We start from the raw sequence: 22,263 nt of genomic DNA, 5'->3' as shown, positions 1-22,263 counted from the left end.
TAACTGCGCTTCAGTGCCACACGTCATAGTAGAAACGCACCCGAAGATCAGAGGTTGAGAGGGCTACCCCCTGGAGCCACAAACCGCATAAGCCGCAGGGGCCGAGGCGCTGGTTCAACCCAGCCAGTGGCGCGCTCAAGCGTAGAGGTAACCCATGCCGCGGATCGTCCTGATCACCTCCGGCTTGGAGGGATCGACCTCGATTTTCTTCCGCAGGCGCGAAACGCGAATGTCGATGCTGCGATCGAAGGGATCCCACCCGCGGTCATGGGCGAGATCGAGCAGTTGATCGCGGTTGAGTACGCGTCCGCGATGTTCGCTGAATACTTTCAGAAGCCGGAACTCCATCGGGGTGATCGCTATTTCGACCCCCTCGGCGTTGTATAATTTGTGTGCGTCCGGGTCGAAGCGGCACTTGCCGAACTGGACCTGGTGAGGGCCCGGAGTACTCGCTTTCCCCGCAGCGCGTTCGCTCGCCGATGTCCTGCGCAGCACCGCCTTGACCCGCGCCAGCAGCTCCCGCAGGTCCACGGGCTTGGCGACATAGTCGTCGGCGCCAATCTCCAATCCGACAACGCGGTCGACGATTTCCGCCGATCCGGTCAGCATGATAATGGCAACGTCTGAGTGCTCTCGTAGATATCGCGCCAGGGAGAGGCCATCCTCACCTGGCATTCGGATATCCAATATGACCACATCGACGTGCTGGCTCTCAATAAGTTCACGCAGGGCAGGCCCCGCGTTGGCGGGCGTCACGGCATAGCCATGGTGCTCCAGATATTCCGCCACCGTGTCGCGGATATCCGGTTCGTCATCGCAGACCACTATGTGTGCGTGCGTCGTCAAAATCGACCACCGAACAACCAGCCCAATGGATAAGTTGGCTCTAAAGTGACGTGCAAATCAACGGGTCTGTCAAGCATTGTTGTTGACCAGATTAGAGACAAACGAACGGAGCTCGTTCGGTTTGATCGGTTTCTCGAGATAGGGCCGTTTCGCGGCGCGCAGGAACATCTGCGCGTCCGGACTGATTGTGTCCCCCGTCAGGAAGGCTAACCTGTCGAGTTCAGCCGGATGGAGCTTGGCAATCTGGTTGAACAATCCCCGCCCGTCCATATCAGGCATTTTCAGATCGCTCAGGATCACCGCGAAACTGCGGTTCTTGAGGTGCAGCAGCGCTTCTTCGCCGGATCTGGCAATGGTGACGTTGAAACCATCTCGCCTGAGCACCTCAGCAACCAGCTCACCCACTTCCTCTTCGTCGTCCACCACCAGACAGGCAATGCCGGTCGAATTCGGGAGTTCGTCTTCAGCCGTTTCGGTTCCTTCGTCGAGACGGTCCGAAGCAGGCAGCGAAAGTATGAAGATCGAGCCACCCCCCTCGGGGGATTCGACCTCGATGGTTCCGCCATGGGATTGAACGATCCGATGACAGAAGGACAGCCCGATCCCAGTCCCTGCCCCAATCTCCTTGGTCGTGAAGAACGGCTCGAAAATGCGGGGACGTATCTCTTTGGGAATTCCCGGACCCGTGTCGGCAACGTTGACGACTATGTTGCCGGTTGTGGGATGAAGCCGCGTTGAAACCGTGATTGTCCGTCGCCCTTGCCACCCGTGCAACGCCTGTTCTGCATTGACAAGCAAGTTGATCAGCACCTGGCCAAGCTGATCGGGATCCGCCCAGATCGGCGGAAGACCAGGTTCAAGATGAACTGAAAGCCCGATGTCCGACGATCGAATCGAATAGCTCGCCACTTCGACCGCTTCGGAAATGATATCGTCGATCGCAACGTTTGAGGTTCGCGTCGGCTGCTGTCTGGCCATAGCCAGGAACGTCTTGACGATCCTGGCGCAGCGTTCGGCTGCCTTGCTTATCTTGTCGGCGCGTTCCACGACCTTGGCGTCGGCAGCGGTCTCCTTCATCAGCGATGACAGGCCAAGCACCACCGAGAGCGGATTGTTGAGCTCATGCGCCACCCCGGCCAGCAATCCACCGAGCGCCGCCATTTTCTCGTTCTGGTGCAGCGTCTCGCGCTGCCGCTCCAATTCCTGCTGCATTTTTATCCGGTCGGTGAGATCGTAGGCGTGGGAAACAATCACCTTCTCACCGTGGTAATCGATCAGTCGAGACGAGACCGAGCACCAGCAGGTTCCACCGTCCTTGCGTTTGAGCTGGGTTTCGAAATCGTCGACTAATCCCGTCGCGAGCAGCTGCTCAACGTATCGGATCCGCTCTGAAGGATCGACATAATAGTCGACGGCGCTGGTGACGTCGCCGAGCAGTTCAACGGTGGCGGGGCTGCGGTAAAGCAGCTTCCCGTCATGCGCGCGGGTCATCTGGATGTTGACGGGGCAGGCTTCGAGGACTTTACGGACCAGTTCATCCGCTTCCTTGGCCGCCTCCTCGGCCCGCTTGCGCTCTGTAATCTCGACACGGGTAACCACGAACCCGCCTTCGCGGGTCGGACAGTTCGAGACAAAAAACCAACGCCCGTCCGTATGACGGAATTCCTGTTGCCGGAACTCGCGGCGGTCCCGTGCCCTCTCGGCAAGCCAGTCGTCGATCTTGTCGCGTGGGACCGGAAACTGGTTGCGCTCTGCGGTCACGCGCAGGAAATCGAACCAGTTCACCCCGGGAACGAGCACATCCGCGCTTATCGCGTGCATCTGGCGATACCTGCTGTTGGCCAGCACCAGGCAATCGTTGCTGTCGTAGAGGGCAAACCCTTCGGCCAGAGATTCGATCGCGTCGATCAGCCGTTCGTTCGCCTTGCGCGTTTCTTGCTGGGCGGCGATCATGCCGGTGATATCGGTCGTGTTCGACACGATCACCTGCCTTCCCTGGAAATCGATCAGGCGAGCGGAAATCGAAGCCCAGAAGGGCTTGTTCTCGGTGTCGTACTGCTGGACCCGAAAATCATCGATCCTGCCCTTTTCGATCAGGGTGCGCTCCAATATCGCGCTATAGTCTGGATCGACATACTGGTCGGTTATCCGAGGACGGTCGGCGTAGAGATCTCTGGTAGCAGGATTGCGGTAGAGCGTTTCTCCCTCGAACGTGGTCATGCGTATCGGCGAAGGGCAGGCATCGAGCACCTTTTGCAGCAGCGTCGTGGCGTCGCGCTCGAAAGCCTCGGCCTTCTTGCGCTCGCTGATGTCGGCGCGCGTTACGACGAAGCCGCCAAGATCGGTGGGATGTATCGATACCGAGTGCCATTTGCCGTCGGAGAGGGGGACCTCGAAATGGGAGTGGAACTCGATCCGGCTTTGGAGCCGCTCGTCGAGCCACTCGTCCTCGCGCCCAATCGCATTGCGGTACACGCCGCGCCTGGCGGATTCGCGAAGCAGTTCGTTCCATTCCACGCCCGGTTCGACGAGATCCCGCACCGGGTGGTTCAGTTCGCGGTAAAGGCTGTTGCACATGACCAGGCGGTGGTCTTCGTCGTACAGCGCGAATCCCTCGGAGAGTGATTCAACGGCGTCTGCGAGCATCTCCCGCGCCGCGGCGACTTCGCCGTCACGCTTCTTCTGCTTGGTCACATCGGCGATGCCGGCGAGAACCACTCGCCGGCCCTGGAATTCGACGATCCTGAGATTGCCCGTGGCCCAGAACTCCTGGCCGTCGGGTCTTTTGAGGAGCACCTCGCAATTTTCGACGACGCCCTTTTGCATGAGTTCCCGATGGATTTCCCGGTGCTTCTCGGGATCGACAAAGTAATCGCCAAGCCGCACCGTCTCGCGTTGCGCCTTCTTGCTCCATCCAAGCAGCCGTTCGGCAGCATTGCTCTGGTAGATGAGTTCCCCCGAACTTGCGTCGTTCATCCATACCGGCAACGGATGATGCTTGATCAGGAAACCGAACAGATCCTCGCGCTGCTTGCGTTCCGTGATGTCCAATACCCCGATGATGAGCGAGGGGCGCCCGCCGTAGACGCCGCGACGGCAGTTGGTCGAACACCAGACGGCCGATCCGCTTGTGTTTCTAAGCTGGATTTCGTGATCCCGGACGATCTCGCTGTTGCTGGCGAGAGAACTGATTTCATTGAATTCGCCAGAATTCACGAAATGATCCGTCAGGAATTGCGGCTCGTTCGGCGTCCATTTTCGGCCAAGCAGGTTCGACGCATCGAGGCTTTCATAGAGGATCTGCCCGCTTCCCGCGTCCACCACCCAAACCGGCAGCGGGTGACTGTCCGTGATGCAGCGGAATATCTCGGCGTTCTCCTGGTGCGCGATCTGCGCTCGCTTCATCTCGGTAATGTCGACGCTTACCAGGGCCATGCCGCCATCCGGCCGAGGATGTGCGGTGAGCAACTTCCACCGGCCATCCAATGTCTCGGCTTCAACTGGAGCGTCGTCGATTTGCGTCCATCGCGCCGCGGCGCTTTCAACAAATGCGTTGCCCGGCTCGATGGGGCGGCCGTCGAAACTCTTTAGACGTGAGAGGGCTTCGGCGACTGCGGCAATGGCGTCCGTCGGCTGCATCTCGCCCCGGTCGAGCCACCGGCTTCCAAATATCTGCGGATTGCTGTCGACGAGAACATGGTTGGCGTCAAAAAGGGCATAGCCTGTGTGTGTGGATGGCACCGGATTATCAGGCCGCATGGTCGTTCCCTTTGTTCGCGTGATCCCGCGAGGGCGGATAATAGCCCCTCTTTGTTTCAGCACGCGTTCGGGCGACGCGTGATTTGTTTCAACTGTTTCGGCGCGTGGGAGACATCGCCGGCGCTGACGTGTCGCCTGTCATCCCCGTGGGGCGCGCTGAAACAAACGAAACACTCCCACCACACCACAGAAAAACGCCTGAAACGAAGGCGGTGTAGGACAAGAACAGCCGCAGATGCGGCAGATTCAACCGGCGAAGCGCAAATGTCCAGCGCCCAGGATGAACAATCTAGTCTTGGCGAGTGTCGACGCGTCTTGCTCTGAAACCTGAGGGTTCAATATGGATAAGCCAGTTACTTCGCACGATTTCCCCGACCGGCTCCTCGCGAGCCTTATTGACCAAAACCATCCGGCCTATGAAGAGGCTCGCGGGCTCTACAACGCCATGATCGACAAGCGGCCGCGCTGGATCATCCCCTGCGCCGAGGTCGCCGATGTCGTCGCGGCAGTCAATCATGCCCGAGACAAGCACTTGCTTCTTGCCATTCGCGGCGGCGGCCACAGCGGTCCGGGCTTCGGCAGTTGCGACGGCGGAATGGTCATCGACATGTCGCCGATGAATCGGGTCGATATTGATCTCGGGTCCAGCACGGTCCGCGTCGAGGCCGGCTGCACCCAAGGCGATGTCGACCGCGCCACCAGCGCTCATGGGCTGGCGGTGCCGGCTGGCCTCGTCTCGTCCACAGGCATCGCCGGACTGACGCTGGGGGGCGGCACTGGCCATCTAACGCGCAAACACGGCCTCACCATCGACAATCTGCTTGCGGCCGAGGTCGTGCTGGCCGACGGCAGCGTCGTGACGGCAAGTGAGAACGAACACCCGGAGCTGTTCTGGGCGCTGCGCGGCGGCGGCGGCAACTTCGGCGTCGTGACGCGCTTCACATTTCAGGCGCATCCGGCGAAGGATGTCTATGCCGGGCCGATCTTCTTCGACATCGAGCATACCGCAGAGATCATGCGCTGGTACCGCGGCTTCCTGCCCGGAGCGCCGCGAGAGCTCGGGATGTTCTTCGGCATCAAGACGGTGCCCTCCTGCGACCCTTTCCCGCGCGAGATCTGGGGAAGGCGCGTCTGCGCGCTGATCAGCTGCTACAACGGCGCGGAGGAGGACGGCATCCGGGCGATGCAGCCCGTGCGCGACGCGCTTCCCGGGCCACTGATGGACGGTATGATGCAGATGCCCTTCGTCGATCTGCAGGCGCTGTTTGATCCGCTGCTGCCGAAGGGCTTGCAGTGGTACTGGAAGGGCGATTATGTCGACGAGCTGTCCGATGCGGCCATCGCAGCCCATGCCGAGCACGGCTCGAAGACGCCGAGCGAACTGTCGCTGATGCATCTCTACCCCATCGACGGAGCGGCCCAGGAAGTGGCTCCGGACGCTACCGCCTGGGGAGCGCGGCGAGCGCGTTGGTCCATGGTTATCGCCGGCATCGACCCCGACCCGACGAAGGCGCCGGAGCTGAGGCGCTGGGCAAGCGAGTATTGGGCTGCGGTGCACAAGCACAACCCGCACGGTGGCGCCTATATCAACTTCATGATGGATGATGAAGGCGAGGCGCGTGTACGCGCCGCCTACGGCGCCAACTATGAGCGGCTCGTCGCGGCCAAGCGCAAATACGATCCGGCGAACCTCTTCCGCGTCAACCACAACATCCGGCCGTAAGCCGAGGCTGAGCCTGTCCGTCCTTGGGTCGAGCCGAGGCGGACAGGCCTGTGGCATGCGCAAGCCGGTGTCGCGCCATCGAGGACGATCATCCACAAAATGCGTCCCGCCCGTCGCGCGTGCCTCTGAAACAAACGAAACACTCCCACCGCGATGCAGAAAAACGCCTGAAACGAAAGCGGTGTATGACAATAGGATCCGAAGGCGCGGAAGAATAAACGGACGAAAAGAAAATATCCAGAGCCTAAGACCGAACATCTAGTCTTGGCGAGGGTCGACATTTTTTTTGCTCCGAAACCTGAGGTTCAAAATGCATAGGCCAGTTACTTCATACGATTTCCCCGACCGGCTCCGCGCGAGCCTTGTTGGCCAAAACCACCCGGGCCATGACGGGGCTCGCCGGCTCTTGCAACGCCATGATCGACAAGGGGCAGACGTCAACCCCGCTACGCGACGGCTGATCGGGAACAGCCGCCATTCGTACGGCCGCGCTGACACTGCCGATTGGTGATGATCTCGGCTGCCATTGGGCAGCCCACCGAACAGCGCACGAACGCAACAAGAGACCGTGCGCTGAACAACCTGCCGCCGCACATCCCTAAGGATAGCGGTTGGTCGGTTTGCCCAAAGGGCATGAAAAGACGGCCTCATCGATGCGGTGCGGTGCACGGCGCGTCGAGGCCCAACGCTAACCCTCAAAAATGGAGAATTGAAATGCTCAAGATCGTTCTTGCCACTGCCACTTTGCTGTTTGCCTCCGGCATGGCTTTTGCCGGCAGCGACCACTATGGCTCCGACTACAGCCATGGCCATCCGAAGACCGGTCACCATTCGATGGCGTCCGACAACGGCTACCCTGTCGACCCGAGCGGCACAGCGAGTGTCGACACGGGCGACAGCGTACCGACCTCGGCTGGAAATTCGACCTTCGATAAGCCCGCACCGGGTTACGGACAGGGGATTTGGGGGAGCCGATAACAGCGTTCGGCCACACAGTCGAGATTCGACTTCCAGGCGGCGGGCTCGCCCGCCGCTTGGAATCACCTCACGCCCAGCGGAGCGAAAATCCTTTTCGATCTCGCAGCGTGGGCTGGAGCGGCCTTGGTTGCTCAGCCCGATCGGGTGCGTTTCAGGAGAACTCTCCTCGGCCCGAGCTTTGAGAGCTGCATCTCATTTAATCTGAAGCCGCGCCCAGTCGTGAGTAGGCGCCGCCGCGCGCCACCAGTTCATCATGCGGACCTTGTTCGACGATGCCTGTATCGGCGACCACCACGATGCGATCGGCATTGCGGATCGTCGCCAGCCGGTGCGCGATCACCAGCGTCGTTCGGCCCTGCGCAAGCTCTGCCAGCGACTGCTGGATCTCCCGCTCGGTCTGCGTGTCGAGTGCCGAAGTCGCCTCGTCCAGGATGAGGATGGTCGGGTTCTTCAGGAACATGCGCGCGATTGCCAGGCGCTGCTTCTGACCCCCCGAAAGCTTTACGCCGCGCTCGCCGATGATCGTATCGAGCCCTTCCGGCAGCGAGGCGATGAGTTCGTCGAGGCGCGCGCGGCGCGCGGCCTCGACGATCTCGCTCTCGACCGCGTCCAGCCGGCCATAGGCGATGTTCTCGCGGATCGTGCCGCCGAACAGGAACACGTCCTGCTGCACGATACCGATCTGGCCGCGTAACGAGGCCAGCGTCATATCGCGGATATCCAGACCGTCGATGGTGATGGCGCCGCTGTCGACCTCGTAAAAACGCGGCAGCAGCGAGCACAGGGTCGTCTTGCCGGCGCCGGATGGCCCGACGAAGGCGATGGTCTGCCCTGCTGCGATGTCGAGATTGATGCTCTTCAAAACCGGCCGTTCGCCGCTATAGCCGAAGCTGACGTCCCGGTAGCTGATGTCACCCCGGAGCGTCGGTGCGTCAAATGCACCGGGCCGATCCGCGATGTCCGGTTCAGTGTCGAGGAGGGCTGCATAGCGGCGAAATCCGGCGATGCCTTTCGGATAGGTTTCAATCACCGAATTGATCTTGTCGATCGGCCGGAAGAACACATTGACCAGGAGCAGGAAGCCAACGAAGCCGCCACTGGAAAGTTCGCCACGCAGCACGAGATAGCTTCCGGCGATCATCACCACCAGTTGGATCAACCGCATGCTCATGTAGCTCAGCGACGTGCTTGCGGCCATGATGCGATAGGCATCGAGCTTGGTTTTGCGGTAGCTGGCGTTGTCGCGCGCGAACAGGTTGCGCTCGTGGTCTTCATTGGCGAAAGCCTGCACCACCCGCATGCCGCCGACATTCTCCTCGATGCGAACGTTGAAATCGCCGACCCGCCCGTAAAGCGCCTGCCAGTTGCGCGTCATGCGCGCGCCATAGCGGCTTGTCACCCAAGCGACCAGCGGCACAATTGCCGCCGTAATCAGCGCAAGCTGCGGATTGACCAGGAACATCAGCGCGAAGGCGCCGATGAACGTCATGATCGCGATGAACAGGTCTTCCGGGCCATGATGGGCAACCTCGCCGATTTCCTCCAGGTCCTTGGTGACCCGGGCGATGAGGTGACCGGTCTTGTGATTGTCATAGAAGCGGAACGAGAGCTTCTGCAGGTGATCGAAGCTCTTCCGGCGCATCTCGGTCTCGATGTTGATACCGAGCATATGGCCCCAGTAGACCACGACCGCCATCAGTCCGGTGTTCACCACGTATATGGCAAGCAGGCCGGCCGACGCAGCAAGGATCAGCAGCCACTGCTGAGTCGGCAACAGCTCGTCGACAAACAGCTTGACGGCCATCGGAAACCCGAGTTCCAGCAGGCCAGACAGAATCGCGCAGCAGAAATCCAGGATGAACAGACTTCTCCAGGGGCGGTAGTAGGCGAAAAATCTACGCAGCATTGGGACGCTTTTCTGTTCGAAGGTCTGGCCTGCCAGGAGCATGGCTATGCGAGGGCTGTCGCTACAGGCATTTCTTGCGGCGACTGCTCAGCGGCGCCGACTTGTCCGAACGGATAGCTTACGATAAGTGGAGTGTAAACATCATATTATGAGGTCTCCATGCTGACTGCGATCACGCGCTGCGAAACGCCGAATGCGGGCAAATATCTCCAGCAGCTTTGCAACCATTTCGCGCACAAGGTCGAGGTCGCCTATGGAGATGGGCATGGGCAGTGCCGCTTCTCCTGCGGCACGGCTACCATGAATGCCGGTCTCGAACGGCTGGACATAGTGGTGGAAGCGGCCGACACCACCGCATTGACCGAGACCAAGCAGGTCATAGAATCGCATCTCGTCCGGTTCGCCTTCCGCGAAAATCTTCAGCCGCTGGCCTGGCGCGATTGAAGCGTCGTCTTCGCTACGGAGCATGCTTATGAGATGGCTCAAGTCGGTCCTGGCCTTGCCGGCATTGGCGCTTTTCCTCGTTCAGGCGTTCGCAACCGAGATCGAGACCGCGAACGGCCCGGTAACGGTCGGCAAGACGCCGCAAACGCTCGCGGTGTTCGACATTGCGGCGGTCGATACGTTGAACAGGCTGGGCGTGAAGATCGCCGGCTTGCCCGATAAGCTCTATGTGCCCGAACTCGCCGGGTTGAAGGACGGCGCGGAAATCGTCGGCACCATCTTCGAGCCCGATCTGGAGGCGCTGAGCGCGCTGGCGCCGGACCTGATCATTGTCGGCGGGCGCTCCTCGCCGCAACTGGCGGCGACCAGCCAGATTGCGCAGAGCATCGATATGACGATGAATGGCGATGATCTGTTCGCGCAGGCGAAGCAGCGCCTGACGGCCTACGGCGCTCTCGTCGGCAAGCCGGCCGAGGCGGCGGCGCTTGCTTCGGAACTCGATGAGGCGCTTTCGTCGACACGTGCCGCCGTCAAGGGCAAGGGCACGGCACTGATCCTGATGACCAGCGGCCCGAAGGTGACCGCCTATGGCAAGGAGTCCCGCTTCGGTTGGCTGCATTCGGCGCTCCAGCTCACGCCGGCGGTCGAGGGTGTCGAGGCCGCGACCCACGGCGAAGCGATCTCCTTCGAGTTCCTCCGCGACGCCAATCCGGACTGGCTTATCGTGCTCGATCGCGCCGCGGCGATCGGCTCGGGGGAGCAGAACGCCAGGGCGACGCTCGACAATGAACTGGTGGCCGAAACCACGGCCTGGAAGAAGGGGCAGGTGGTCTACGTGCCGGCAGCCGATTTCTACATCGCCGCAGGCGGCGTCCAGTCGACGAAGCGCGTGCTTGAGACCATTCGAGACGCTTTCTCGCGGACCCAATGACCGCCGGATCGCTTGGCTCTCAAGGCTTCGCCTATCAGGCAATCGGCGCCGCAACCCTGCTGGCGCTGTTTGTGGCCAGTCTGTTCGTCGGCGTCAGCGAACTCGCCATAGGCAGTCTGGCCTCCGACCCGGAAGCCTTGCGGCTGATCATGATCAGCCGCTTGCCAAGGACGTTGGCGGCACTTCTGGCCGGCAGCGCCCTGGCCATCGCAGGGCTTGTTATGCAGACGCTTGCCCGCAACCGTTTCGTCGAGCCTTCGACGGCTGGAACCGCACAATCGGCGGCACTCGGCATACTGGTGGTGACGCTGGTTTGGCCCGATGCATCGCTTGGATGGAAGGCAGCTGGCGCGGCGGTGACCGCTCTCGCCGGGACATCCGTTTTCCTCATGCTCGCGCATAGGTTGCCGTCGACACAACCTTTTCTCGTTCCGCTGTTCGGATTGGTCTATGGCGGCGTCATTGGCGCCGCCGCGATCTTTGCCGCTTGGCACCTGGACCTTCTGCAGTATCTCGAAGTGTGGATGACGGGCGAGTTTTCCGGCATCCTGCGCGGGCGCTATGAACTGTTGTGGGTTGCGGGCGCACTGGTCGTATTGGCCTGGTGGACGGCCGACCGCCTGACGATGCTTTCGCTGGGCAGGGACGTCAGCATAGGGCTCGGCCTGAATTATGCGGCTATGCTTCGGCTCGGCCTGGTCATCGTCTCGGCCATCACCGCGCTGACCGTGGTCGTCGTCGGTACGATCCCGTTCGTCGGCCTTGTCGCGCCCAACATCGTATCGCGCTTCGCCGGCGAAAACCTGCGCCACACCTTGCCATGGGTCGCCGGCGGTGGCGCGGCGCTGGTGCTTGCCTGCGATATCATCGGCAGGCTCATCCGTTTCCCCTACGAGGTTCCGGTCGGCACGATCCTCGGCGTCGTCGGGGCGGTGCTGTTCCTGGTCCTGCTGCTTAGCCGAAGCAGCAATGACTGAAGTTTTGATGCAACGCGGCCTGGTGCGGCACGAGGGCCGCCTCGCGATGATGGCGGCGGTCGCAGTGCTGGTCGGCGTGGCCTTCATGACGATCGGCCTGCGCGGCGATCTCGCCTTCGTGGTCGAACTGCGCGCAGCGCGGCTGGCTGCGATGGTTCTGGTCGGCGTGGCGGTGGCGGTTTCGACGGTCGTGTTCCAGACCGTTTGCGCCAACCGCATCATCACGCCGTCGATCATGGGCCTGGATGCGCTTTACGTCTTCTGCCAGACGGCGCTGGTTTTTGCGCTGAGCGGTTTCGGCGTTGCCGGCATCGATCCGCGCCTGCACTTCCTCGGCAATTTCACGGCAATGACCAGCCTCGCGCTGGCGCTGTTCCTGCCGATGCTTCGCCGGCGTTTCGACCTGACGCTGATGCTGCTGACCGGCGTCGTGCTGGGCGTGCTGTTCCGATCGCTGACGACGTTGCTGGCGCGGCTGCTGGATCCGAACGATTTCGCCGTACTGCAGGGTACGGTCTTCGCCAGCTTCAATGCGGTGGAACCCGATCTGCTGCTGTTGGCCGGCGTGATCACCGTGGCGGGTGTCGCCATCGCCTGGCGGGCGCGACATGTTCTCGATGTGCTCGCGCTGGGCACCGACACAGCCATTGGGCTCGGCTTGGCGTGGCGCGGCACGGCTGCCGGGCTGCTGGTTGTTGTCGCCGCGCTCGTGTCGGCGTCGACGGCGCTGGTTGGACCGATGGCGTTTCTGGGGCTGCTGGTGGTTTCGCTCACTGAGCGCATCGTCGGCACCAACCGGCACGCCATCCTTCTGCCGGCAGCCGCGCTCACGGCGATAATCGTGCTCGTCGGCGGCCAGACAATCCTCCAGCATGCTCTGGGCGGGGAAGGCAGCCTCGGCATTGTCGTGGAATTCGTCGGCGGCATCGTGTTCCTCGCCATTCTGTTTGCCGGGGGCCGGCAATGATCGAGATTGCAGGCGTCTCCCTGGCTCTTGGCGGCAGCCGCATTCTGGATAATGTCAGCCTGACCGTGCCGAAGGGCGGCGTCACGGCGCTTGTCGGACCGAATGGCGCCGGCAAGTCCAGCCTGTTGTCGTTGATCGCCCGCCTGCGACCCCTGCAAAGCGGCCGCATCACAGTCGACGGGCTGCCGGTCGATACGACGCCGAGCCGGCAGTTGGCCAGGATCATGGCCATCCTGCGACAGGATCCCGGCGTCGCAAGCCGCCTGCGTGTCGCCGAACTGGTGGGGTTCGGTCGTTTCCCGCACAATCGCGGGCGGCTGACCGCGAAAGACCGCGAAATCATCGCGGCGTCGCTCGAACAGTTCGATCTCAGCGACCTGGCGCTGCGCTTTATCGACACCTTGTCAGGCGGGCAACGGCAGCGCGCCCTCGTCGCCATGACCTTCTGCCAGGGGACGGATTACATCCTTCTCGACGAGCCGCTGAACAACCTCGACATGTTTCATGCAAGAAACCTGATGCGGACGCTGAGACGAATCGCCGACGAGCACGGCAAGACGGTGCTCATCGTGCTCCACGACATCAATCATGCAGCCTCGTACGCCGACCGCATCGTCGCGATGAAGGACGGCGCCGTTATCGCGTCGGGCGAAACCGGCGACATCATCCGGCCGGATATACTGGAGAGCATTTTTGGCTTCTCGATGCGGGTCGAAAACATCGCCGGTCGGCTGACTGTCCTGCATCACCCCTGAGAATCTGCACCACGCTGAGAATGCTTCCGCGACTGCAGCGCTCGAAGAGCGCAGCAGTTACAAGGGCTTGCATAACTGGATTTTTATTATCAAGTTTATTGCCGCAGCGCAACCGATGGGTTAAGGCAGTCCCAACAGGCGCGGTTGGCGCCAGCCGGGGCTACCGTATTCGAGGGGATTTAGCCGATGTCATCAGATCTGTTGCGAGCGCTGACCGTCAGCACCGCGATGTCCATTTTCTTGTGTCCCGAAGCGCTGGCGCAGTCTGCCCCCGCCCCGGAAGCGGAAGCCGGGGCGAGCACGACCGAAGGAAATGAAGAAGCCCAGGCTCCCGCCGGGGGCACGCAGCTCGACACCATTCTCGTCGTCGACGTGGGGGCAGGCGCCAACGCGACGGCCGGCGCCAACCTGATCACCATCGACCAGCAGGAGATCGACCGCAAGAAACCGCAGGATTTGAGGGAGGTGTTCTCCGGTGAGCCGCAGATCGCCGTCGGCGGCGCGATCCCCAGCACGCAGAAGATCTACGTCAACGGCGTCGATGAGAACAATCTGGCCGTGACCGTCGACGGGTCGCGACAGAACAACAAGGTGTTCCACCACAACGGCACCTATCTGCTCGACCCGGCACTTCTAAAGGCCGCGTCGGTGCAGGCAGGCGTTGCGCCGGCCGACGCCGGTCCGGGCGCACTCGCGGGCTCGCTTGGATTCGAGACCAAGGATGCGGCCGACCTGCTCGAACCCGGCCGCAATTTTGGCGGTTTCGTCACCGGCATATGGGACACCAACAGCGAGACGTTCACCACCGGCGTGAGCGGCTTCGGCCGGCAGGACGGCTTCGAGTATCTCGGCTACATCAATTACGGCCGTGGCGGCAACTTCACCGCCGGCAACGGCCAGGAGATGCCGGGGACCGGCACCGATCTGATCAGCGGGTTAGCCAAGATCGCCTACGAGAGCGTCGAGGGCCATCGTTTCGAGCTCAGTCACGAGCAGGTCCGCGACGACGAACTGCGCCCCTATCGCGCCAATGTCTATATCGATAATGGCGCGGAGCCAGTGACCCGCAACTACGATCTGCGCCGACAGAATACGGTTTTCACATATACCGACACCTCACCGGAAGGCTGGTGGGATCCGAAGATCGTGCTTGCATATTCCCGGACCGAACTGGGCACAGAAGTTACGGCCCCTCGCGGTCCCCAGGCAGGCGTCACTGGGCCAGCCTTTGGAGAAACGACCAGCCTCAACGGCAAGGTCGAAAACCGCTTTTCGCTCGACGTCGGAAGCGTCACCGCGGGTTTCGATTTCTACAGCGACAAGGCAGCACTGGATTCGCGCTTCCCCGGTTTCTTCGAATTTGCCGACGAACGCGCCAGCAACGTCGGGGCTTATGCCCAAGCCCGCCTGGAGCCGTTCGATCGGGCCAGGATCTCCTTCGGCGCACGTGGGGACCATCAATGGTTCACCGGCGTCGATGATTCGGATTGGAACAATGCGGGCCTGAGCGGCAACATTTCCGGCGAATACGACCTCGTACCGGAATTCCTGACGGTCAAGGCCGGCACCTCGCATGTCTGGGGTGGTGTTCCGCTGGCGGAGAACTTCATCCAGAATCCAGTCTGGACCTATGGCGAGGGTCCAGATCCGGTGACATCTGACAACTACACTGCGGGGCTGGAAATGCGTTACAACGGCTTCACTTTCGAGGCCAATTTGTTCCGTACGAACATCGACAACGCACGCCTGCCGGTCTACGGACGCGCGCCATACCTTCCCGGGGATACATCGATCCGAACGCTCGATCTCGATTCGAAGGGCTGGGAAATCGGCGGCCGCTATGATTGGGACGCCGGCTTTGTCAGTGTGAAATATGCCGATATCAATGCTGACGTCGACGGCATGCCGGCCGATACGGAGATCGGCCGCTATTTGACGACACCTCTCGGTCAGATCGTGATGATCGGCGGCGGCTACACGTTCGACGATTGGGGCCTCAAAGTCGGTGGCGACATCGAAATCGCCTTGAGGACCGACAGGACCTTGGTGCGGCATGACACCGACCCGACAAGCGCAAAGAAGGAACTGCCGGGCTATGAGGTGGTGAACGCCTATGTCGAATGGACGCCGCCTTCGAAGCCGAACTTCACGCTGCGCGCCGACGCTCTCAATATATTCGACGAAGATTATACGGACCGAGCCGCCTACGGTCAGGATTTTGCGGAATTAGGACCGGGCAATGAACCACACAAAGATCCGGGGCGCTCGTTCCGTCTGAGCGTCACGGCGCGGTTCTGACCCGGAGCGCCACGGCGCGTCGAAAAGGCTGGCGCGGGAGTGACCTGTGCCGGCCCTGAAACTGGTCTCGAAACGCGGTCGCTTACGCTACGCCGGCGCGGATCGGTGCTTCGCGGTCCGCCCGCAGCAGACGCATGTTGCGGGCGTCGTTGGCGAGAATGTTGAAGCAGTCGCCGCCGAACCATTCCAGCGAGGCATCCACCTCCTCGCGTTCGAACAATTCGTCGAGGAATTGCAGATAGTCCACCGTGCCGTCGAAAAGCGCGGTCATGCCCGTCCGCTTTCCGGCCGCGGCATAGACGTTTGCCGGCTCGAACACGGCGAGGTCGGCACGCGAGCGGACATTCTTCAGATGATAGTGCCGGATATGCGGCAACAGGGCGCGATGCGCGGCGACCGGATCGGCGCCGCCTTCCCAGACGTGCAAGGTGTCGAAATTGATGCCCAGCGCCGGATGGTCGACCTCCTCGAGCAGGCGCTGCGTCGACGATAGCGTATCGGCAAGCGTTCCCGGATGTGTCTCCACCAGTAGCTGGCAGCCCTGGTCCTGCGCCATCATGCAGGCGTCCTTGAGCCGCGCCGACAGTCGCCAGCGCGCTTCGGGCGAGGTGTCCCGGCTTGCCGACTTGCCGGCGAACGTGCGCACCTTGCGGGCGCCCCAGCGGCCGGCCAGGCGGCAGAGGTTCGACGTGGCGTGACGCAGCGACGCCAGATCCTCATCAAGAGGCAGATAGTCGCTGAGCATCGGCACTGAAAGCCCGAACGCCGCCATCCATTCGGCGTTGCGCTCGGTCATATGCTGCATGTTGCGCGCGTGTGCGCCCCAGAGCTCGACGCCCTGGAAGTCGTTCGCCTCTGCCCATCGCGCGATGTCCTCCAGCGACAGCAGATGATGGCGGAAGGTGATCGTGCAGAGCGACAGCCTCATGCGACGGCGTCCTCGACATCGTGGCGCGGCGCGTGCAGGAGGCCGCGCGTGTCGCACCACACCCGATAGGTTTGGGCAAGGCGGCGCTTCAGCGAGCGCTCCATCGCGTCCAGCATATCGAGTTTCTCGAACACCCGCGGCGCCAAGGCTTCGTCGCCTGTCTGGCTGAGCTTCATGATGGCGTAGTGAAGCGTCTTGAATTCCTGGATCAGGGATTCGATGTCGTCGCAGATCGTGTCGAACCCGGCGTTGGAAAGCTGCAGCGATCGCCAGAAAAAGGCGAAGCCATGCTCCAGCGCGTATTTGCGGATCGAGATGACCGGCAGCTCGCGTAGCGCCATCGACAACTCGGGCAGCTTCACGCCGTCGCGGCCTTCCAAATGCGCCCGAACGACTTCGCGCGTTGCGCGCGTCAGCAGATTGTCGTCTTCATGGAAACAGGCAAGGAAATAGTCGCGCAGATCGACGGCGGACGGTTTCCTGATGTCGGCAGCGTCGAAGATGAAGCCGCCGGCAACGGTCGGCTGCATGATCGCATTGATGACTTTCTGCTTCTCGATCCTGCCTTCCCAGCGGAAATCGGGGTCTAAAACCATCCAAACTGCCGGATCCTCGGTGTGTTCCAACATCAGATAGTGCGGGAACGGATTCTGGTTGAACTTGTTCTCGCGCTCCGGCAGGTGGAAGAGATCGAGCATGACCATCAGGTACTCGCTCTGCTTCTTGCGTTCCAGGAGCTCCAGCATCGTCGCCAGGTTCTCTACCTTGGCTGCGTCCGGCCGATACCATTGGCGGACCTTGGCGCCGTACAGGCGCTCGAACCAATCCCGGAAGAAGTCGTGGTTGATTTCAGGCGCGTGATACGCCAGCCGCCAGCTTTTATCGACGGCGAAACCCGCATCCCAGACGCCGAAGAAGAAAGGTCGATGATCAAGCTGCCTTTGCTTCACCGCGTGGCAGACATTGCTGACGAAGCAATGGACCTTGATGTCGACGAAGTCCTCGCCATGCACGCCGATCCGCTCGGCCGCTTCTCGTTCGGCGCGAGCGAGAACAAGGTCCTTTGCCGGCTTAACAAGTGTTCCATTCGGTTCCGAGGTGTTGACGAACAGCCGCGCCAGGTCGTCCACCGTGTCCAGATCCTGACGGCTGATCACCTCCTCGGGCAGCGCGATACCGTAGTCGAGTTCAAGCGCCAGCATGAGCTCGAGAATGAGCACGGAATCGAGATACAGATCCTCGTTCAGCCTGGCTTGCGGCGCGAAGACATCCATGTGCTGGTTGTCGAGCCTGTCGCGCAGGATCGTCCCGATCGCGTCGACTATTTGATCGTAGGTCATCAGGCTGCCTCCGTCCGTACCGGCGCGAATTCGCCCGTGCCATAGCGCGCAGCCACGTCACGCCGGCTGATCTTGCCGTTCGCTTGGCGCGGGATCCGCTCCACCTGAACGATCTCGGTTGGCATCTGGTGTGCTGCAAGCCGCTCGGCGCACCATTGCCGAAGCTGCGACCGGTCGACCGCATGTTCGGCGCTGAACAGAAGCGCGACGCGCTCGCCCGCGAATGCATCCTGCTTGCGGAACACGACCGCGTCGCCAATGCCGGCGAACGTCATGACCACGTCCTCGACTTCCTTCGGATAGACGTTGAGGCCAGAGACGTTGATCAGATCGTCGAGACGCGACAGGAAAACCAGCATCCCGTCGTCGCGGCGGTAGCCGAGGTCGCGCGTCTCGACGACCACGCCTTTGCGCTCGACGGCAATTTCCTTCGGCTCACTGGCCGTGCCGGCGTCGCGCAACGCGAAGCGCGGCAGCACAGAGCCGATTTCATTAGCCGACTGCACATCAGGGTTGATCGCGATGCAGCCGGCTTCCGAGCACCCGTACTGCTGGAACATGTGCCTGGACTTGGCCCTGATCTGCCCGAACCAGGGGTCGGGCAAGAGGGTGCCGGATGTCATCGTTGCGTGGATCTGCTCGCCGGCCGGCAAAAGCCTGGCAAGCGTGTGAAGGATGGCTGGCGACGAGATCAGATAGGGGCGCTCCGTTTCGCGCAGCTTGCGCAGCAGGAATTTTGGGTTCCCGGTGTCCAGTATGGCGGGCGACTGGCCGCGCTTCAGCGCCACCATTACGCCGCAGATCAAGCCATATGAATGGGTGGTTGGGCCAGCGATCAACGGGGTCATGTCCTGTGGCTCGACAAACGCCGAGGTGTAGCAGTCGATCTCGTCGTCTATGTCGCTCCAGGCGCGCGCGATGCATTTCGGCTCGCCGGTCGTGCCAGAACTCATCTGCAGCAGCTGTCCAGCTTCGCTGGCGCGCTCCTCGCAGATCGGCTCGCCATCCAGCCGGTTGTAGAAAAGCCAGTTGCACTTCGCCGTCTCCGCCTGCCGGCGCGCCGCGGCATATGGCGTCGAGGGATGCAGCGGCAGCACGCTGGCGCCGGCTGCGCGCGCGGCAAAGAAGAACGCCAGCCAATCCTGCGCCTCGGAGAAACAGACCGCAAAACGGTCGCCTGCGCGCTTGTCGAGTTGCACCGCGGCCGCAATGCGATCCGCCGCGTCGCGGAAATAGGTTCGATCAAAGACCGTGTCGTTGATGGTGATCATTTTTCTGTCTCCTTACGCGACTGCAAGGCTGTTTGGGATTTCGTGAGCGCATTCGGTGCCCGGTGGCGCGAGCTTGCGTCGCAGCAGCGATTCCGTGCGGATGCGTGGCTGGAAAAGGCCAAGCGCGGCCTGCCGGTGTGTCAGTCCGAACTGCCGGCAATGGTCCTGCAACTGCCTGCCGACGCCTGACCAGAAGCTGTCTTCGTCGAGGCCGTAAAAGAGCCGCAGCAGATGCGAGATCTCGGCGAGGTTGTAGACGAACAGCGCGTCCAGGCAGAGCTCGCCGAGCAAATCGGCGCTCTCCATCCAGTAGTACTGGTTGGGCGCGGCGTCACGATAGGCGGGGTTCAAGGCGAGGAAGTCGGGAACAATGGAGGGATCGCGCAGGAAGCCCGGCGCATATTCGACGCTGTCGTGGAAGTCGCGCATCGCCAGCCTCACGGGCCAGCCATCGCGATGGATCAGGATCAGGTTCTGGCCATGCGCTTCCGTGGCGATGCCATGGCCGACGAGCAGGTGAAACACCGGCATCACCACCGTAGCCACAAGCTTGTCGAGCCAGGCGTCCAGCCCGTACTGCTCGACCCAGTCCGCGACGAACGGCCGGCCGTCACTCTCCAAGGCCATCAGCGCGTTGAGCGGCACCGCGGTTTCGCCGGGCTGGAGGCTGCTCGTAACGTCCTCCCGCCAGATCGCGGCGATCTGTCCTGCCAGCGGTCCTTCCCGATCTGCGATCGTGCCGGCATATTCGGCCAGGATCGTGAGCGGATAGCGCGCCTCGAACAGCGTATCGCTGGCGACAATGTCCTTGAGCCAGCGGCTGATCGACGGCGCGCTGCACACCGAATGCGGCTCGATGATGCGCCTGGCCGACGAGTTGACGAGATTCATCGGCAGTTTGAGATTGGCGCGTCGCGGGTGATCGCGATTGAACAGCGTCCGCACGGATTGGCTGGCGCTATAGCGATCGCCGGCATGGCCGAGGAAACCGGCGGAGCCCTCCGCCAGCCAGCGCGACAGCTCCGAGCCCTGTAACGCTTTCCATTGCCAGGGATGCAGCGGCATCAGGCCGAACCGCCTTGCATTGTCGCCGAGCCGGGCACGGCGCTCGTCCAGCAGCGCGTAGGTTTCGGTGCCGAGTTCGTGCATCCAGAAAGCCTGCTCGTCCGTGGGAAACGCCGAGTGCAGACGTTCGGGCGCGACCGCCAGCCAGGCCAGTTGGAAGGCGTTGCCTGCTTCCGGGCCGTACGCCGCGTGGTCGGCGTAATCGAAGCCGGTGCGCGCCTTGAAACACGGATGATAGGGATGACCCTCATCGATCGCGCTGTCGAGTTGCGCAAATGGCAGATCGCGGCGCGGTCTGGGCCGGAGATTGAGCTGGTTCCAGGCGCTGAAATCGAGCGTCCGATCCAGTTCGGACGTGAGTTGCGCGCGCCGTTCGGGGCAGGTGTCTATGCACGCAAGCAGATCGCCGAGCGTCGCCGGGCGCCATCGGTCGGCGCAGCCCCGCTCGATCGTCTCGGCGACAACCCTGACCCGGCCGAAGGCGCCGATCGATCCCTCGCAGCGTATCGAGGCGCCGCCGCAGCGCCATTCGAAGCGGGCTTTCCCGCCGTCTCGCGACACCGCGCAATCGACCAGGCCCTCATAGACCAGGGCTTCCGCGAGCTGGCGCATCACACGCAGCTCGGGGATGCCGTGGAGATCAAGAGGCAATGGCATGTGCCTGCTCCGCGGCGACAAATAGCCCGACACGGCTGAGTGGATTGGGAAAATGCGTGTAGAGGGCGCTGCCGCCCTCGGCCAGCTCATCGACATCCCCGAGTCGGATTGCCAGGTTGGCCTTTGCGGTGATGTGCGGCTTGTCCAGCAGGCTGGTCGCGAATTCCCCGCCTGCGCCAGTAAGCTCTTGCGCCAGCTTCTTGAGCCGCGCACGCAGCATGGCGAGCAGTTCGGCCTCGCTTGCCAGGCCGTCATGCCCGGCGCGAGCGACGACCGAGAAGATCTGATTGACGATGAGGTAGTAGGAGAGCCGCTCGCGAATCTCACGGTCGTCGAAGAAAAGACTGCGGATCTGGACAATGTCGGGCATCAGGCCATACCACCGGGCTCTGAAATTGTTCGAGAGGTAGAATCCCTGGCTGTCGCGATAAAAATATCGGCTGGGCAGCCCCTGCTGCGACAGGTCAAGCAAGCTGTTTTGCTGATGCGCTTCCAGAGCGACGCCGAACCGGTCATAGAGTTTGACCAGCGGATCGAGCGCACAGTCGAGATAGCATTCGAACCAGCGACGGCACGCCTGCCGCACCGAGATATCCTGATCCTGCGCGACGCGCCGGACGATGGTTTCGAACAATGAGCTGTGTCCGGGACGTGGTTCGGCCGTCAGTGCCGAAACGGTGATCACGGGATCGTCGGCGCGGCCCCGGAACGGGTTTTCGCGGAAGATGACTTCGAAACCGCTCTCGGCCTGTCCGGAAAAATCCAGCGTCAGGTATGCGCTGTCGTGGAGAAAGCCGAGGCGCGGCTCGAACATGTCGATCCCGGCGCGTTCGAACAGGCGCGCCACCGCAACGCCTGCCTCCAATTCGTGCCGCCTGTTGACGCGCCTGGAGTTGGTGATGCGGACGGGCAGCGAGAATTTCGGCATCCAGGCGGCATCATCGCTGTAAACCGTGCGCACCGAAGAAGTCGCCGTGAACACCGGCCCTGCCGGGCCGAGATACCGGATCTGCCCTGAATCCATGAGCGCTCGCACCGCCGGGTCGAGCATCAATGCTTGCGCCTGAAGCGGATGCATGGGCAGGAGCATCTCGCCGTTACCTGCGGCGACCTTGCCGGCGTCATTCCCCAGCAGTGAGCTGACGATCGCGGTCACCGCGGTGCCGGCGGAATCCTCGCGGACAAGGTCGGCAGCGGCGGCGAAATAGGCCAGCTGGAAACCGCCGCGCAATTCGGGGGCATAGACCTCCTGCTGCCAGTTCGACATGCCTTGCAGGCTCTTGGGCGTCGGATGCAGCGGATGTCCGAAATACAGGGATTGCTCCGCGGCTATGAAGCCGACGGTCGTGTCCCACCGCGTGGTGTAGATCGGCGGCAGCGAAGCCGCTCGCGAGCGCGCCCTCAACAGCGCTGTAGCG

Annotated in this window: 16 protein-coding genes; 8 read left to right on the top strand and 8 right to left on the bottom strand. The window is 62.1% G+C overall.

The features are described 5' to 3' along the window. Positions 1-135: 135 nt before the first annotated feature. Together AC0L17_RS02410 and AC0L17_RS02405 are read right to left on the bottom strand one after the other, a co-directional pair. Positions 136-846, bottom strand: coding sequence for a response regulator (locus AC0L17_RS02410; RefSeq protein WP_473514628.1), 711 nt, complete (start codon positions 844-846; stop codon positions 136-138). Between the two features lie 69 nt (positions 847-915). After that, positions 916-4,605, bottom strand: coding sequence for a PAS-domain containing protein (locus tag AC0L17_RS02405; RefSeq protein WP_473514627.1), 3,690 nt, complete (start codon positions 4,603-4,605; stop codon positions 916-918). A gap of 340 nt (positions 4,606-4,945) precedes the next feature. Here AC0L17_RS02405 and AC0L17_RS02400 point away from each other — a divergent pair, with 340 nt between their 5' ends. After that, positions 4,946-6,328 carry an FAD-binding oxidoreductase gene (locus AC0L17_RS02400; protein ID WP_473514626.1) on the top strand — a complete coding sequence of 461 codons (1,383 nt, stop codon included), beginning with the start codon at positions 4,946-4,948 and terminating at the stop codon, positions 6,326-6,328. A gap of 714 nt (positions 6,329-7,042) precedes the next feature. Beyond that, a complete protein-coding gene (locus tag AC0L17_RS02395; protein ID WP_473509383.1) occupies positions 7,043-7,306 on the top strand; it encodes a hypothetical protein in 264 nt (87 codons plus the stop codon). A gap of 196 nt (positions 7,307-7,502) precedes the next feature. On the opposite strand, the gene AC0L17_RS02390 is transcribed toward AC0L17_RS02395, so the two are convergent. Continuing rightward, entirely contained in the window at positions 7,503-9,212 is a 1,710-nt protein-coding gene (locus tag AC0L17_RS02390; RefSeq protein WP_473514625.1) for an ABC transporter ATP-binding protein, read from the bottom strand. Positions 9,213-9,371: 159 nt separating this feature from the next. Between AC0L17_RS02390 and AC0L17_RS02385 the strand changes: the two genes are divergently transcribed. From AC0L17_RS02385 to AC0L17_RS02360, 6 genes are all read left to right on the top strand, one after another. Next, positions 9,372-9,656: a DUF2218 domain-containing protein gene (locus AC0L17_RS02385; RefSeq protein ID WP_473514624.1), complete on the top strand. Its 285-nt coding sequence runs from the start codon at positions 9,372-9,374 to the stop codon at positions 9,654-9,656. 28 nt (positions 9,657-9,684) lie between these two features. After that, on the top strand, positions 9,685-10,587 hold the full coding sequence (locus AC0L17_RS02380) for a siderophore ABC transporter substrate-binding protein (RefSeq protein WP_473514623.1): 903 nt from the start codon (positions 9,685-9,687) through the stop codon (positions 10,585-10,587). Next, positions 10,584-11,564: an ABC transporter permease gene (locus AC0L17_RS02375; protein WP_473514622.1), complete on the top strand. Its 981-nt coding sequence runs from the start codon at positions 10,584-10,586 to the stop codon at positions 11,562-11,564. The genes AC0L17_RS02380 and AC0L17_RS02375 overlap by 4 nt, the downstream gene beginning before the upstream one ends. After that, positions 11,557-12,531: an iron chelate uptake ABC transporter family permease subunit gene (locus tag AC0L17_RS02370; RefSeq protein ID WP_473514621.1), complete on the top strand. Its 975-nt coding sequence runs from the start codon at positions 11,557-11,559 to the stop codon at positions 12,529-12,531. The genes AC0L17_RS02375 and AC0L17_RS02370 overlap by 8 nt, the downstream gene beginning before the upstream one ends. Next, entirely contained in the window at positions 12,528-13,286 is a 759-nt protein-coding gene (locus AC0L17_RS02365; protein ID WP_473514620.1) for an iron ABC transporter ATP-binding protein, read from the top strand. The genes AC0L17_RS02370 and AC0L17_RS02365 overlap by 4 nt, the downstream gene beginning before the upstream one ends. Positions 13,287-13,472: 186 nt before the next feature. Beyond that, entirely contained in the window at positions 13,473-15,584 is a 2,112-nt protein-coding gene (locus AC0L17_RS02360) for a TonB-dependent receptor domain-containing protein (protein ID WP_473514619.1), read from the top strand. An 82-nt stretch (positions 15,585-15,666) separates the two neighbouring features. On the opposite strand, the gene AC0L17_RS02355 is transcribed toward AC0L17_RS02360, so the two are convergent. The 5 genes from AC0L17_RS02355 to AC0L17_RS02335 form a co-directional block, all read right to left on the bottom strand. Then, a complete protein-coding gene (locus AC0L17_RS02355; protein ID WP_473514618.1) occupies positions 15,667-16,512 on the bottom strand; it encodes a sugar phosphate isomerase/epimerase family protein in 846 nt (281 codons plus the stop codon). Next, positions 16,509-17,852 carry a DUF6005 family protein gene (locus AC0L17_RS02350; protein ID WP_473514617.1) on the bottom strand — a complete coding sequence of 448 codons (1,344 nt, stop codon included), beginning with the start codon at positions 17,850-17,852 and terminating at the stop codon, positions 16,509-16,511. The genes AC0L17_RS02355 and AC0L17_RS02350 overlap by 4 nt, the downstream gene beginning before the upstream one ends. Continuing rightward, positions 17,852-19,123 carry an AMP-binding protein gene (locus tag AC0L17_RS02345; protein WP_473514616.1) on the bottom strand — a complete coding sequence of 424 codons (1,272 nt, stop codon included), beginning with the start codon at positions 19,121-19,123 and terminating at the stop codon, positions 17,852-17,854. Before AC0L17_RS02345 ends, AC0L17_RS02350 begins: the two co-directional genes overlap by 1 nt. A 12-nt stretch (positions 19,124-19,135) precedes the next feature. Beyond that, positions 19,136-20,845 carry an IucA/IucC family protein gene (locus AC0L17_RS02340; RefSeq protein ID WP_473514615.1) on the bottom strand — a complete coding sequence of 570 codons (1,710 nt, stop codon included), beginning with the start codon at positions 20,843-20,845 and terminating at the stop codon, positions 19,136-19,138. Beyond that, the coding region (locus tag AC0L17_RS02335) for an IucA/IucC family protein (RefSeq protein ID WP_473514614.1) at positions 20,829-22,263 on the bottom strand (1,435 nt) is incomplete at its 5' end. The genes AC0L17_RS02340 and AC0L17_RS02335, both read right to left, overlap by 17 nt.

It is taken from the genome of Mesorhizobium sp. WSM4829 (assembly GCF_055811475.1).
The sequence above is the reverse complement of the archived record's forward strand: the minus strand, read 5'-3'. Positions and strand labels throughout refer to the sequence as shown.

Excerpts from the sequence above, each read along its gene's own strand:
- AC0L17_RS02405 (WP_473514627.1), bottom strand. The coding sequence starts at position 4,605 with ATGCGGCCTGATAATCCGGTGCCATCCACACACACAGGCTATGCCCTT.
- AC0L17_RS02400 (WP_473514626.1), top strand. The coding sequence starts at position 4,946 with ATGGATAAGCCAGTTACTTCGCACGATTTCCCCGACCGGCTCCTCGCG.
- AC0L17_RS02395 (WP_473509383.1), top strand. The coding sequence starts at position 7,043 with ATGCTCAAGATCGTTCTTGCCACTGCCACTTTGCTGTTTGCCTCCGGC.
- AC0L17_RS02390 (WP_473514625.1), bottom strand. The coding sequence starts at position 9,212 with ATGCTGCGTAGATTTTTCGCCTACTACCGCCCCTGGAGAAGTCTGTTC.
- AC0L17_RS02385 (WP_473514624.1), top strand. The coding sequence starts at position 9,372 with ATGCTGACTGCGATCACGCGCTGCGAAACGCCGAATGCGGGCAAATAT.
- AC0L17_RS02380 (WP_473514623.1), top strand. The coding sequence starts at position 9,685 with ATGAGATGGCTCAAGTCGGTCCTGGCCTTGCCGGCATTGGCGCTTTTC.
- AC0L17_RS02375 (WP_473514622.1), top strand. The coding sequence starts at position 10,584 with ATGACCGCCGGATCGCTTGGCTCTCAAGGCTTCGCCTATCAGGCAATC.
- AC0L17_RS02370 (WP_473514621.1), top strand. The coding sequence starts at position 11,557 with ATGACTGAAGTTTTGATGCAACGCGGCCTGGTGCGGCACGAGGGCCGC.
- AC0L17_RS02365 (WP_473514620.1), top strand. The coding sequence starts at position 12,528 with ATGATCGAGATTGCAGGCGTCTCCCTGGCTCTTGGCGGCAGCCGCATT.
- AC0L17_RS02360 (WP_473514619.1), top strand. The coding sequence starts at position 13,473 with ATGTCATCAGATCTGTTGCGAGCGCTGACCGTCAGCACCGCGATGTCC.
- AC0L17_RS02355 (WP_473514618.1), bottom strand. The coding sequence starts at position 16,512 with ATGAGGCTGTCGCTCTGCACGATCACCTTCCGCCATCATCTGCTGTCG.
- AC0L17_RS02350 (WP_473514617.1), bottom strand. The coding sequence starts at position 17,852 with ATGACCTACGATCAAATAGTCGACGCGATCGGGACGATCCTGCGCGAC.
- AC0L17_RS02345 (WP_473514616.1), bottom strand. The coding sequence starts at position 19,123 with ATGATCACCATCAACGACACGGTCTTTGATCGAACCTATTTCCGCGAC.
- AC0L17_RS02340 (WP_473514615.1), bottom strand. The coding sequence starts at position 20,845 with ATGCCATTGCCTCTTGATCTCCACGGCATCCCCGAGCTGCGTGTGATG.